Here is a 12809-nt window from a genome sequence, read left to right on the forward strand (position 1 = left end):
CAATTTCATCTTAAAAAAATTAAACAACATTCACATATTATTGAAATACAACAGTCTTGTTGCCATCGACAATAATACGATCTTCAAGATGCCATTTTACAGCTCTTGCCAGCACATTACGCTCGACATCCTGCCCCAATTCACGTAATTGTTCAACTGTAAAATCATGGTTAACGCGTTCTACATCCTGCTCGATGATCGGACCTTGATCCAAATCAGCCGTGACATAATGTGCAGTCGCCCCAATCAACTTCACACCCTTTTCATAGGCTTGTTTATAAGGATTTGCACCTACAAACGCAGGCAAGAATGAATGGTGGATATTGATCACCTTCATTTCCCACTTTTGTACAAACTCTTCATCAAGAATCTGCATATATCGTGCAAGCACCAACAAGTCATTGCCCTGCATCAGTTCATCAATCTGCGCATATGCTTCACGCTTATTTTCTTTATTGACTGGAACCACATGGAAAGGAATGCCAAAGTTCTCTACAGACTCACGCAAATCTTCATGGTTTGACACCACTTGAGTAATTTCACAAGGCAAGCCACCACGCGAATGGCGCCACAACAACTCCAGTAGCGCATGGTCAACTTTAGAAACCAAAATGCCGACTTTCTTAATGTCACTCACCAAGCTTAAACGCCAATGCATCGCATAACGCTCAGCAACATTACTTGCGAAAGTCTGAATCAAACTTTCACGACGAGATTGCAAATGGTCTAGCTCAAACTCAACACGCATGAAATAACGCCCGCCCTGAGCTTCAGTTGCGTATTGATCAAGCGCGGTGATGTTTGCGCCCTGATGATACAAAAAGCTCGATACAGCTTGCACGATTCCTGGCTTGTCTTCACAAGTAATCAGTAGACGTGCTGTGTTGGCAGTAGTCATGTTCATGTTGAAGGATATCACTTATAAATTAGTTTAAAACAGCCGAGTATTCTAACGCTTTTTTAGCAGCTTTCAATCTTGATTCGGCATCAATCGTGTTTTACTGCCGATAAACTTGCAAATAATTCTGAAGAACCAAAACTTTCCAACAAGCGCTCGTAGGTTTCACGACTTTCACCCCGTAAGTAAGGACCTTCTAAAAACACCATTTGGCGTAAAGCCTGCCAAATCCATTTTTCATCCAAATGATTAGAATCACTCAAATGTCCCGACATATAAAGAAAGTTCGTCCAGTTGGTAAGCACAATCCAAATATTGATAATCAATGCTTCAATTTCAGATGCTGTCATCTGCATCAATCCGGCTTGAACAAAAGCATGATAAATTTTTTGTCCCTGCTGCATCACTTTACCGGCAAAACGGGGATATATTTTTCTAAAATCTTCATTATTTTCAATTAAATGATAGACATCACGATGTAAAAAACGGTATTCCCACAGCTGACTGCTCAACACTTGGAAATAACGGATTTTATCATTGGCATTGACGATACGGTCATCGGGTAATGAAAGCATATCCAAAGTTTCTTTTTGATATTGCTCCATCAACTCTTTAATGATTTCTTGCTTATTTCGAAAATGATAATACAAATTTCCAGGACTAATCCCAAGCTCAGCTGCAATATGATTGGTCGTAACAGCACGCTCTCCGCGTTCATTAAAAAGTTGCAGGCTAATCTGCAAAATTCGATCTTTCGTTTTCAAAGTTTTGGAGCTTGACATCCTATTACCATTTTTAACCGTTAGCACAAGCTAACATAAAGTGACTTGACTATTTAGAGTATTTACTCTAAAAAATATATTATATTAACCTATTCGTAAATGGTGTTTGTCATGAACAGTCATACAAAAACAGATTCAATGACTTCCTATTCACCTGAAGTTCAACGTATGCATGATCTTCTTGAGCAACAGAAAGCTGCCTATCAGCGTTATCCTGTGCCTACTGCAAAAGAGCGTATTGAACGTTTAGCTCGCTTGAAAAAAGTTTTGGTAAAATATCAAGATCAATTTGCAGATGCAATCAACCAAGATTACGGCAATCGTTCAATCAGTGAAACTAAAATCGGTGAACTACTTACCTGTTTAGAGCAAATTAAATATTATAGCAAGCATTTAACAGCATGGATGAAGCCATCTAAGCGTCATGTGTCTATGTTACACCAACCTGGTAAAGCATGGGTGCAATATCAACCTTTAGGCGTGATCGGAATCATCGCGCCATGGAATTATCCGTTGTTACTGTCCGTTGGACCACTGATTTGCGCCTTGGCGGCGGGTAACCACGCCATGTTAAAAATTTCCAGTTCATCTTCTCAATTTGGTTATGTGCTTGAAAATGCACTATCAGAGGCATTTCCACAAGAGTTGGTTGCAGTAGTGAACGGCGGTGGGCAAATTTCCGATGCTTTTTCGCATTTAGCATTCGATAAAATCATTTTTACAGGTTCTACCAATGTTGGTAAAACAGTCATGAGTGCAGCAGCAGAGAATCTTGTGCCTGTCATTCTTGAACTGGGTGGTAAATCGCCAGTGATTGTACACCCATCCAGTGATTTAAAATTGGTGGCTGAACGAATTGCATTTGGCAAGCTTTGGAACGCAGGTCAAACTTGTGTTGCACCTGACTATATGTTCCTGCCTAAAGGTAAAACAGCTGAATTTATTGATTCATTTAAAGAAATCGCGACAGCAATGTACCCGACCTTGCGAGACAATCAGGACTACACCAGTATCATCAATGACAAACAGTACAATCGCATCCAAGGTTATTTAGAAGATGCACGTCAACAAGGTGCTCAATTTACTGAGATTAATCCTAATCATGAGGATTTAACTACAGTCCGAAAAATTGCCCCAACATTCTTAACAGGTGTCTTGCCTACGATGGATATTATGAAGAATGAAATTTTTGGTCCAGTCCTTCCAATCATGGAATATGATCAAATCGACGATGTGATTGACTTTATTAATGGCAGACCTCGTCCACTTGCTTTATACTATTTCGACTTTGACAATGCTCGTGCTGAATACGTTTCTCAACGTACTCATTCAGGACATTTCGGTCAAAATGCCGTACTGACCCATGTTGCACAAGACGATCTACCATTTGGTGGCGTTGGTGCTTCGGGTATGGGCAAATATCATGGCCCAGAAGGTTTCTTTGGTTTATCACATGAACGTTCAGTGATGTCTATTCCTAAGCTCTTTAGCTTAAAATTCATCTTAGCGCCTTACGATAAACCCCTAAATAAAATTTTAGAGAAAACTTTCTTACGCTAACTGATCAAGGCATGATCTATCACAATAGATCAGATTGCGTTTTGACGAATTCCGCTTGTCTTTTAAGCGGAATTTTGGTATAAAACGCCCCTTGAATGAATTCAATCCGTTTTATTTTGACTGGCCATACAGATTTGCTGTTGGCTAAATCAATGGAGTTACACCATGTCTAAGGTTTGCCAAGTTACCGGCAAGCGTCCAGTCGTTGGTAACAACGTCTCACACGCCAACAACAAAACTAAACGCCGGTTCGAGCCGAACCTGCATCACCACCGTTTCTGGTTAGAAAGCGAAAAACGTTTCGTACGTCTTCGTTTAACCACTAAAGGTATGCGTATTATCGACAAATTGGGCATTGAAAAGGTTGTTGCTGACCTACGTGCTCAAGGTCAAAAGATCTAAGGAGTCTGAACCATGCGTGATAAAATTCGCCTAGTTTCTACTGCTGGTACAGGTTATTTCTATACCACTACTAAGAACAAACGTACTATGCCGGAAAAAATGGAAATCAAAAAATTTGATCCAAAAATCCGTCAACACGTTATCTTTAAAGAAGCTAAAATTAAATAATTTTAGTTTTCTTAAAAAATACGATCCATTTGGGTCGTTTTTTTTGCCTTTTTTTTCTTCAGCTTGTTAAAATCTTCAATAAATTTGGCACTATTCGTGCATTTTCTATGGTTTCACAACGAACCATACCCTTCTAGAAATGATTTTTTGAATGATTTCTCCTCAATATTAAGGAGTATTTAGTGCCTCATGACGTAGATCTGATTATTTTACTTGCAGTCGGTTTTGGTATAGCCCTCATTTTTGGCTATATCGCTGCACGTTTACGCCTTCCACCTCTGATTGGTTATTTAATTGCAGGGATTATCATTAGTCCCAATACACCTGGAATTGTCGCAGACATTACACTTGCCAATCAGCTTGCTGAACTCGGTGTGATGTTTTTGATGTTTGGCGTAGGCATGCACTTTTCACTCAATGATTTAATGCAAGTCAGACGAATTGCTTTACCAGGGGCAATTTTACAAATCGCAGTTGCAACATTATTGGGAATCGCTGTTTCCTTGATTTGGGGATGGAGTTTTGGGTCTGCATTGGTCTTTGGTTTAAGTTTGTCTTGTGCCAGCACCGTCGTTTTACTCAAGGCACTGGGAGATAAAGGCTTACTAAACTCAGTAAACGGCAAAATCGCTGTGGGTTGGTTATTGGTTGAAGATCTGGTTATGGTGTTGGTCTTGGTCTTACTACCAGCGACGGCAGTACTTCTCGGCGGACATCCAATCGCAGGACATGAATCAGATCAGAACATTTGGATGACATTGGGAATCACCCTCATAAAAGTGACAGGCTTTATTGCCTTTATGCTGATTGTTGGCAAACGACTCGTTCCTATGATCATGCAATATGTCGCTCGTTTAGGTTCTAGAGAGCTTTTCACCCTCACTGTAGTTGCAGCAGCAGTCTCAATTGCTTATGGCTCATACGCGATCTTTGGCGTGTCTATGGCGTTGGGAGCATTCTTTGCCGGGATGGTGGTAAAAGAATCAGATTTTAGCCATCGTGCGGAAGAAGAAACCTTACCATTGAGAGAAATTTTCTCGATTCTTTTCTTTGTTTCTGTAGGAATGCTGTTTGACCCACGCATTATTATTGAACAACCTTTACATATCTTAGTGGTTATTGCCATTATTATGATTGGTAAAACGCTGGCAGCAATGGCCTTGGTTTTATTCTTCCGCTATCCGATCAATACCGCTTTGACTGTTGGTGCAAGTTTGGCACAAATCGGGGAATTCTCATTCATCCTTGCCACGCTCGGCTTATCACTTGGATTATTGAGCCCTGAAGCACAAAACTTGATTTTGGCAGGTGCATTATTCTCGATTACCCTCAACTCATTTTTGTTTTCAGCCATTGAGCCTGTACAGAACTGGATTCGTGAACGCTCACATTTAGCGCGCTTGCTTGAACGCAGTGGCGACCCATTGGCAATGCTTCCTGATGAAGTCGATCAGGCTTACTTACGTGACCAAGTGGTGATCGTAGGTCATGGTGAAGTCGGACGTCGCATTACCAAGACACTTATGCAAGATGGTATTAAGGTGGTGATTGCAGAAGAAAATCGTGAAATTGTAGAAAACTTGCGTGAAAAAGGCATCGCTGCGGTTTCTGGTCGTGCCACTGAACCGAGTGTTCTCATTCAAGCCCATATTCAACATGCAAGACTCTTGGTTATTTCACCCATGGATATTGTCGATATCCATAAAATTGTCGACACGGCAAAATTACTTAATCCAGAAATTCAAGTTTTGGTTTGTGCTGAGAATAAAGAAGAAGCTGAGGTCATTCGTAAAGACAATATCGGTGAAGTCTATTATGCAAAAGAGGAAATGGCTAAAAATATGAGCAACCATATTTTAAATCAAATTCAAATTGCACATCATCATGAGCCGACGCATTAAATCTTTGTTGAGATCTTAGCTGAGTTCAAAGCAAGACCAAGAAAAACGCACTTTAAAGTGCGTTTTGTTGTACTTTTTCTAGCAAAACAAACTTTAGCTCATATATTTTGGCTGCACATCAACAACTTCTGCATGCCACTCATCCGCTTGCTTTTCAAGCAAGGCAAACAATGCAGCTTGAATCATTTGCTGAGCTATCGCTGGGGTTTGGTCACCCAATAATGCCTTCACTTCCTCATTAAACTGAATCGTGACCAATGGATCTTTCTCAGAACCTGCATTACGCAATGCCAACTCACCACCTTCGAGTTGTACTAACTCCAAAATAGCTTCTTGATTCCCAAATAACTCTTTTAACTGTTCAATAGACATAAATCCTCCATGCTCAACATGGGGCAAAGCACTGAATGCACTTTGCATCTTGTAGATATTTTATATAGTCATTTAAAACAAAATTTCAAGTGAATCTGATCAAAAAGATCAGAATTCAACCATTTCATTACGAAAACCATCAATAAGCTGTGATAAATCACGGTGCCATTCTCTCAAAATTTTAGTATCAGGCAACCAAGCTTGTGGTGTTTGCGTCACTTTAATAATTAAATTAGATGATGTTTCATCCTCTGGTTCCGGTGCACTGGGTTCAGGTGCGTATTGGCACAAACGATAAGCTCTTTTAAGCTCTGCAATAAATCCTTCCTTTGCCAACTTCTGCATCACCAAAACTTCAGGTGATACCTGCCCTTTGGCAGCCATGTTTTCTTCAATCGACTTCAAAGTAGGAGATAAATCATTTAATCGATAATAGCGAACCAGTTCCTGTAAAAAAGCCAGAACCGCACCATGCAGATGAAATACCGCTGCTTCACGCTGCGCTTGGGCTTGCTGAACATTTTCTGTCTGCTCTGCCTGCATACATGAGAGACGGGCAAAATAAAGTTTTTGATTGGTACGGTCTGCATGAAAGCGAGCTACACGTGACATGGATGTTCCCTAAGATTTTGGCATTTATTACATAGCGTCTGTTGAGATTGCAACCATACCTTGCGTTATCGACTGAAACGACATAAACAAGGCATGAAAAAATGTCCACTGTCGCAAGCATCTGTGAAGTGTCAACATATTCGACTTAGCTTAATCTTTATTGCACAGAAATCACAATAAATTTTATCCATGTTGAATGTCAATAAAATGAATAGCAAGAAGCTCATCAAAATAGTTCACTCAACCATACAGAAAACACAAATAAATTGATCGTGATCTATTCAACCATCACTTTATATAAAAAAGGAGCATTCCTGCTCCTTGTTAGATTAAGTTTTTGGCTTTTCTTCCGCAGCTTTCACACGAATCCCGTGACCATGTAAACGTAAAGTATTCAACCCTTTAATCGCTTTAATTGCTTCACGACCATTCGGCATTTCCACGAAAGCAAAGCCTTTTGACTTACCTGTTTCTGTATCCAACACCAAAGTACATGAATCAATTGCACCATACTGTTTAAAGAGTTCCAGCAATTCTGCTTCGGTCACAGTACGTTCTAAATTACGAACTAAAATTTTCATCTCACAACCTTAAATATAAACGAGGCAAAAAACATCAAAAAGCACTCGCCTACCTACTTTTTGAATGAAAACACAATTGTCATAGTTTAATCCAGATCAATGCCAAAATCTAAATTAATCGCTTGCCGTTCAATTAAAGCACTTTTAACTGTTTGCTCGCGTTGTCTGTAATGGGTTTCTGTTGTACATAAATTTCGAGTCAAATCATTGAAGAAATAACTTTCGATTTCTCTTCCCTGTTCATCCGTCTGACGATGTGCCCAAAAGTTTAAATTCTGCTTGGTTAAAATCAATTCGTTCTGTGCACGGGTGAGTGCCACATAAAGGACTCTACGCTCTTCCTCAACTTCATCAAAATTACCTTGTGCGCGTGCATGCGGATATTGTCCTGCGGATACGTTGGCAACATAACAGACTTTTTGTTCAGTCCCCTTTGCAGAGTGAATCGTAATCATTGTCACCACATCATCCTGTGACTGACGTTCGATCTCACTAATCGAGACGGGGTCTAGTACGTACTCTTCTAAAAACTCACTTAATTGCGTATGTTTAGAAGCAAGCTGTTTCACCAGATCAAAATCACCCACGCGTTTATGCCAGTCCTTTTTAGCATAATTTTCTTCTAACTGGTTAAGGATTGCTTCAACACCAAGCCGAACACAAGCTTCAACTTCAGTCTTCAACACACTCATTTGCTTCATGATCAGCAAGGTATGATCTGGAATACGTCCAAATTTCTCAAGTTTCTCTGTAATACTTTCAATATCAGGATCAAGTAACAGCTGTTGAGCAAGCTTACTTGCGCCTACATCACCGACGCCATTCCACAGGGTTAAAAAACGCATCCACGCGATATCGTCAAGCGGATTGGCAATCACACGCAATAGGCTGAGCAGATCTTTTACATGTGCAGTTTCAAGTAATTTCATTCCCCCGATAAAACGGTAAGGCACATTGGCTTGAATAAATGCAGCTTCGATATGTCTGGCAGCAAAAGCCGAACGCACCAAGACCATATGATCGTTCCATGCTGAGCCTTGCAACAAATGGCGCTCTTTAATATCTATTGCAATCCACTTTGCTTCATCAAACTCATTTGGAAAAACATGCATACGTGGTTTAAGCCCTTCGCCACGGTAAGCTTCAAGTTTTTTATCATAATGAATTGGGCTTCGCTCCAACAACCAATTTGAAAGGTCTAAAATTTCTTGGGTAGAGCGATAATTTTTTTCTAATTTGAAAATCTCTGCATCTGCCACTCGATCTTTAAAATGATGAATATTTTCAAAGTCTGCACCGCGGAACCCATAAATCGATTGTGCATCATCGCCAACACAAAACAATGAGGTTTTTTCTTTCAAAGGTTCTAAAATTGCCCACTGCAAGGGATTGGTATCTTGCATTTCATCTACCAGCATGTATTGGCATAGACTTGCCACATACTCAACCAATCCTTCAGATTGTGCCAGAGCCGATCCAACAACAGCAAGGATATCATCATAGTCCAGAAAGCTACGAGCACGTTTACGGCTTTCATACTCTTTCATGATTTCAGCAATTTGATCTTTATCGTCTAAAAACTCAGGCAACTGTTTTTCTAAAGCCAAACTCAGTTTTTGGCGTGTATTGCGAGCAAAAGAATATAAATCACAAAGTTGTTGTGGTTTCGGTAAAGCATTCGGATTTTTTTTATCATCTTTACCGCGAATCAGACGGAACAACATCAATTGATCATCACGATCAATGATTGAAAACTGATCCAGACCAAATGCCTTGGGTGCGCGGCGCAATAAATACATACAGAACGTGTGGAATGTTGAGGCCCGTAATCCTTTCGCCTGATCCCCCAACGCCAACTCGACTCTTGCTACAATTTCACTGGCAGAACGGCGCGTAAAAGTCAAAATCTGGATTTGATTCGCAGGAATACCTTGATCAATCAGATATGCAGCACGAGCAACAATCGTTTTGGTTTTGCCACAACCTGCCCCTGCAAGCACTAGACTATGCTTTGTTCCAGTCGTAGCAGCTTGTTTTTGTTGAGGGTTTAATTCATCAATCAGGTTGGCTAAACTCATTTTTACTCATCATTGTATGGATGGTCGTTAGTTTAGCAGAGCTGTCCTAAAATATGCATTTAAACCCTCGTATCAAGTCATGAATTGACGTTTAAATCAATGCAAAAAATACCACAGAATGCAATATGCTTTGCATTTTTAAAATACCAAAGCAAATCTATCTGCAAGACCAGACTAGACATTGAGCAACCGAATGACATTTTCACAGCAGCGCTGTAAATTTTTCTCTCCCAGCTTCAATGCTGTTTGTAAATCACATGCACCATCAACAATGCCGAAAATTGCGCTAAAACCCTCGGTGTATAATTCCTCAACCCCTTGCCCCACGTAACCAGCAAAAGCAATCACAGGTTTATTCAGGTTCTTTGCAACTTGCGCCACTCCAAAAGGAGTTTTACCAAACTTGGTCTGAAAATCTATACCACCTTCTCCTGTCAAAACATAATCAGCTTTCGCAATCTTTTCTGCCAGCTGAGTTTCTTCAATCACAATGTCTACGCCTGAACGTATTTTTGCACCTGCAAATACCATCAGACCAAAGCCTAAACCGCCTGCTGCACCCGCCCCATCTACATCGGCAACATCGATATTTAATTGCTGTTTCACCAAATCCGCAAAATATCTTAAATTCCAATCCAGCTTTTCAACCATCTCAGGCGTTGCTCCTTTTTGTGGGGCAAACACATAAGCAGCACCGGATGCTCCACATAAAGGATTCGTCACATCACTGGCAATCACAATCTCTGTCTGCTTCAAACGCTGATCCAATTGCGAAATATCAATGGTCTCGATTTGCTCCAGTTGCCCACCACAGACATCCACAATATGCATATTTTTATCTAAAAATTTTGCACCCAAGGCCAGCGCCATACCTGCACCCGCATCATTGGTGATACTCCCACCTAAACCGATAATGATTTTGGACACGCCCAATTCCAAGGCAGTTTTAATCATTTCACCTGTCCCTATTGTTGTTGTCACTAAAGGATTTCGTTGGGACTTTTCGATCAGGTGAATACCATTCGCCATCGCCATTTCAATAACGGCTGTTTTACCCTCATCAATTAAACCTAAATAAATTTGAATATTTTGACCGATCAGAGGGCCCGTGACTTCAAAGTGTATTTTACGACCATTCCGTGCAGAGACGAGTGCATCAACAGTTCCCTCACCACCATCCGCCATAGGCACATGGATACACTGTGCATCAGCAATCGCTGTATTGATACCGCGTTGCATTGCCCAACAGGCTTGATCAGCCGTCATACTTTCTTTAAATGAGTCTGGAGCAAGAACAAAAATTTTGGTCATGAGAAAATTTATTTTGGTGAGATTCAAAAAATAACATAACCATTTTTTTAGGGTAGATAAACTGTTAAATGAAAAATTAACACACAAGAAATCATCGCTATGCAACGTATAAATCTCGGTAAAACCGCACCAGAACTCTATAAGACAGTACTTGAACTGGAGAATTTGTCTATGCAGAAAGTTCAACAAGCTGGACTCGATATCGGTTTTTCACATTTATTGAAGTTAAGAGCTTCTCAAATCAACCAATGCGCTTTTTGTGTTCGTATGCATACACAAGATGCGATTAAAGCAGGTGAGACTATCGATCGTATCGCCTTGATCAGCGCGTGGCGTGAAAGCGAGTATTTTAATGAAAAAGAACGTGCGGCTTTAGTTTTAATTGAAGAAATTACATTGATTGCCGAGCATCATTTTCCTGATCAAACTTATGAACAGGCAACACAGCATTTATCCAGTGCTGAAATTACCGCAATTGAATGGATTGCCATTGTGATTAATACATGGAATCGCATCGCAATTTCCAGTCAATATCGCGTTGCACCTGAATAAGTGGAAAACATTTGTTTTAGATCTGGTGTCTGATAAAGATCAAATTTCATAGACTGGAACAGCAAAATAAAAATACCTGATGCAGTACATCAGGCATTTTTAGTGTTCATCGCAGTGAGCAGCGCTTAAATTAATGACTTGCCGGAGGAATATGTTTGATTGCTGCGGCAAAAGTAAGATAGTTCACTCCTTGAAATAAAATATCAACGCCCAAGAACAATCCAAGCACCCAGAAAGGCGCATCTGGTGATGCTAAAATAATTGCCCCAGTTGCCAAAGTCAATAAACCTGAAAATAATGTCCACCCCCATCCAGACATCGGCTTAAGCATAAACGCATTAAAAATACGAATAAAACCACCAATCAATAAAGCAATTGCCAGAAGATTGGTCAGCACCACTGCGGTAGTCACTGGTGATTTAAATGCATAATATCCAGCAATCAGATACAGCACCCCAAACAATGCCCAAAGCCAACGGAATCCACCATCAAAAATTTTAAATGCTGCAATGAGGTGTAAAATCCCACCAATCATCATCAATGCACCAAACAGTACAATAACTGTGAGTGTTGCCATCCCCAATGAAGCCAATAACACCAAGCCAAAGATAACCAACAATGCCCCAAGTAAAAGATACCATTTGCGGTTTTCATGGAGTTGGTGACGAACTAAATCATTTCCGACTGTACGCATATTTTTCTCTTGTTTGTTATTCATTGATTTGATTGTTGATCTAATTCAGCATCTTGTCTGTATAAAATCTGCATCTAAAGCACAGAATTTATTCGACCATCCCCAGAAACAAAATTAAAGGATCTGCTTGGATACTATTTTACCCATCCCATTTCCTGTGCGGTTAAACGGCTGATCATGGTATCTGCTAAACGCTCAGGTGTTTTGCTTTTGCTTTGGGAAAGTGCAATGTATCCTCCCATGATTTCTGCACGTTGCTGTGGGTAAAGCGGTTCTTGCTCAGGATTTGCATAACCTGTCGGATAAAGCGGCTGCCCTGTCGATAGATCATATTTATCCTGTGCACCAAAAGTATGTAAGAGTTCATGCACCAAAACAACTTGATTACTGGAGCTCTGCCTTTGTGAAGCAAATAAGTTGACTGAGCCAATACGTCCACGCTCCAAGGCAGTAGAGTGCTTTAAAACTTTCTGCAACTTTGGGTCATAATAATTCAAATATAAAGTTACAGACGGTGCACCATCCTCTCCTTGATGTTGTTTCCACGCATAGAATCTAAACTTTAAACTCCATAATATCGTATTCAATATACTTGTAGAGTCAGGAAATTTTGGTGGAGGAGTTTTCAACTCACGCCCCAGCTGGAAATGAAACGACGTCGCTTGTCCACGGAAAAGCAACGATTGTTGCGCCAAATAATGCGTCATCTCCTGTAAATCATCGACAGAGATTTGCTGTATATAATAGGACGTAGAGACTTGTCCATCTGCATTGATCGGATGCAGTAAAACCACAATCGGCTTTGTCCAATCTTGATTCATATCTCGCCAAGCATTCACTCCAACCATCAGCAGGATCATCAATAAAATTGCAATTCGAAGTTTTTTCCACATTCAAT

At 40.3% G+C, this 12809-nt stretch carries 14 protein-coding genes; 5 read left to right on the forward strand and 9 right to left on the reverse strand.

Annotated elements, in window-relative coordinates; translation table 11 throughout:
* Positions 1–37: 37 nt before the first annotated feature.
* The gene (purU, locus tag IMO47_RS00815) at positions 38–904 is read right to left on the reverse strand and encodes a formyltetrahydrofolate deformylase (protein ID WP_196074487.1); all 867 of its coding nucleotides are present in this window, start codon (positions 902–904) and stop codon (positions 38–40) included.
* 83 nt (positions 905–987) lie between these two features.
* Entirely contained in the window at positions 988–1680 is a 693-nt protein-coding gene (locus IMO47_RS00820) for a TetR/AcrR family transcriptional regulator (RefSeq protein WP_196074486.1), read from the reverse strand.
* A 111-nt stretch (positions 1681–1791) separates the two neighbouring features.
* On the opposite strand from IMO47_RS00820, the gene IMO47_RS00825 reads away from it, so the two are divergent.
* The 4 genes from IMO47_RS00825 to IMO47_RS00840 all read left to right on the forward strand — a co-directional run bounded on the left by IMO47_RS00825 (position 1792) and on the right by IMO47_RS00840 (position 5711).
* Positions 1792–3240: a coniferyl aldehyde dehydrogenase gene (locus IMO47_RS00825; RefSeq protein WP_196074485.1), complete on the forward strand. Its 1449-nt coding sequence runs from the start codon at positions 1792–1794 to the stop codon at positions 3238–3240.
* A gap of 165 nt (positions 3241–3405) precedes the next feature.
* Entirely contained in the window at positions 3406–3642 is a 237-nt protein-coding gene (rpmB, locus tag IMO47_RS00830; protein ID WP_000048256.1) for a 50S ribosomal protein L28, read from the forward strand.
* A 12-nt stretch (positions 3643–3654) separates the two neighbouring features.
* The gene (gene rpmG / locus IMO47_RS00835) at positions 3655–3810 is read left to right on the forward strand and encodes a 50S ribosomal protein L33 (RefSeq protein ID WP_003654787.1); all 156 of its coding nucleotides are present in this window, start codon (positions 3655–3657) and stop codon (positions 3808–3810) included.
* 182 nt (positions 3811–3992) lie between these two features.
* Positions 3993–5711: a cation:proton antiporter gene (locus tag IMO47_RS00840; RefSeq protein WP_196074484.1), complete on the forward strand. Its 1719-nt coding sequence runs from the start codon at positions 3993–3995 to the stop codon at positions 5709–5711.
* A 93-nt stretch (positions 5712–5804) separates the two neighbouring features.
* On the opposite strand, the gene IMO47_RS00845 is transcribed toward IMO47_RS00840, so the two are convergent.
* The 5 genes from IMO47_RS00845 to IMO47_RS00865 all read right to left on the reverse strand — a co-directional run bounded on the left by IMO47_RS00845 (position 5805) and on the right by IMO47_RS00865 (position 10665).
* Complete coding sequence (locus IMO47_RS00845; RefSeq protein WP_004826658.1) at positions 5805–6083, reverse strand: hypothetical protein; 279 nt, start codon at positions 6081–6083, stop codon at positions 5805–5807.
* Positions 6084–6191: 108 nt separating this feature from the next.
* Positions 6192–6695 carry a DUF6586 family protein gene (locus IMO47_RS00850; protein ID WP_196074483.1) on the reverse strand — a complete coding sequence of 168 codons (504 nt, stop codon included), beginning with the start codon at positions 6693–6695 and terminating at the stop codon, positions 6192–6194.
* A 329-nt stretch (positions 6696–7024) separates the two neighbouring features.
* On the reverse strand, positions 7025–7276 hold the full coding sequence (locus tag IMO47_RS00855; RefSeq protein ID WP_196074482.1) for an RNA-binding protein: 252 nt from the start codon (positions 7274–7276) through the stop codon (positions 7025–7027).
* A gap of 86 nt (positions 7277–7362) precedes the next feature.
* Positions 7363–9354, reverse strand: coding sequence for an ATP-dependent helicase (locus IMO47_RS00860; RefSeq protein WP_196074481.1), 1992 nt, complete (start codon positions 9352–9354; stop codon positions 7363–7365).
* Between the two features lie 174 nt (positions 9355–9528).
* Positions 9529–10665 carry a glycerate kinase gene (locus IMO47_RS00865; protein WP_196074480.1) on the reverse strand — a complete coding sequence of 379 codons (1137 nt, stop codon included), beginning with the start codon at positions 10663–10665 and terminating at the stop codon, positions 9529–9531.
* A gap of 99 nt (positions 10666–10764) precedes the next feature.
* On the opposite strand from IMO47_RS00865, the gene IMO47_RS00870 reads away from it, so the two are divergent.
* The gene (locus IMO47_RS00870; RefSeq protein ID WP_196074479.1) at positions 10765–11217 is read left to right on the forward strand and encodes a carboxymuconolactone decarboxylase family protein; all 453 of its coding nucleotides are present in this window, start codon (positions 10765–10767) and stop codon (positions 11215–11217) included.
* Positions 11218–11347: 130 nt separating this feature from the next.
* Here the strand turns inward: IMO47_RS00870 and IMO47_RS00875 are convergent, their stop codons facing one another.
* Positions 11348–11911, reverse strand: coding sequence for an HdeD family acid-resistance protein (locus IMO47_RS00875; protein ID WP_196074493.1), 564 nt, complete (start codon positions 11909–11911; stop codon positions 11348–11350).
* Between the two features lie 134 nt (positions 11912–12045).
* Positions 12046–12804 (reverse strand): hypothetical protein, encoded by a 759-nt coding sequence (locus tag IMO47_RS00880; RefSeq protein ID WP_196074478.1) that lies wholly within the window; start codon positions 12802–12804, stop codon positions 12046–12048.
* Positions 12805–12809 lie beyond the last annotated feature (5 nt).

The sequence above is a fragment of the Acinetobacter sp. Res13-Abat-PEC15-P4-01 genome (assembly GCF_015676285.1).
Lineage (GTDB): Bacteria > Pseudomonadota > Gammaproteobacteria > Pseudomonadales > Moraxellaceae > Acinetobacter > Acinetobacter nematophilus.

Bases quoted from the DNA above. Each gene is read 5' to 3' on its own strand.
- purU (WP_196074487.1), bottom strand. From the start codon at position 904: ATGAACATGACTACTGCCAACACAGCACGTCTACTGATTACTTGTGAA.
- IMO47_RS00820 (WP_196074486.1), bottom strand. From the start codon at position 1,680: ATGTCAAGCTCCAAAACTTTGAAAACGAAAGATCGAATTTTGCAGATT.
- IMO47_RS00825 (WP_196074485.1), top strand. From the start codon at position 1,792: ATGAACAGTCATACAAAAACAGATTCAATGACTTCCTATTCACCTGAA.
- rpmB (WP_000048256.1), top strand. From the start codon at position 3,406: ATGTCTAAGGTTTGCCAAGTTACCGGCAAGCGTCCAGTCGTTGGTAAC.
- rpmG (WP_003654787.1), top strand. From the start codon at position 3,655: ATGCGTGATAAAATTCGCCTAGTTTCTACTGCTGGTACAGGTTATTTC.
- IMO47_RS00845 (WP_004826658.1), bottom strand. From the start codon at position 6,083: ATGTCTATTGAACAGTTAAAAGAGTTATTTGGGAATCAAGAAGCTATT.
- IMO47_RS00850 (WP_196074483.1), bottom strand. From the start codon at position 6,695: ATGTCACGTGTAGCTCGCTTTCATGCAGACCGTACCAATCAAAAACTT.
- IMO47_RS00855 (WP_196074482.1), bottom strand. From the start codon at position 7,276: ATGAAAATTTTAGTTCGTAATTTAGAACGTACTGTGACCGAAGCAGAA.
- IMO47_RS00860 (WP_196074481.1), bottom strand. From the start codon at position 9,354: ATGAGTTTAGCCAACCTGATTGATGAATTAAACCCTCAACAAAAACAA.
- IMO47_RS00865 (WP_196074480.1), bottom strand. From the start codon at position 10,665: ATGACCAAAATTTTTGTTCTTGCTCCAGACTCATTTAAAGAAAGTATG.
- IMO47_RS00870 (WP_196074479.1), top strand. From the start codon at position 10,765: ATGCAACGTATAAATCTCGGTAAAACCGCACCAGAACTCTATAAGACA.
- IMO47_RS00875 (WP_196074493.1), bottom strand. From the start codon at position 11,911: ATGCGTACAGTCGGAAATGATTTAGTTCGTCACCAACTCCATGAAAAC.
- IMO47_RS00880 (WP_196074478.1), bottom strand. From the start codon at position 12,804: ATGTGGAAAAAACTTCGAATTGCAATTTTATTGATGATCCTGCTGATG.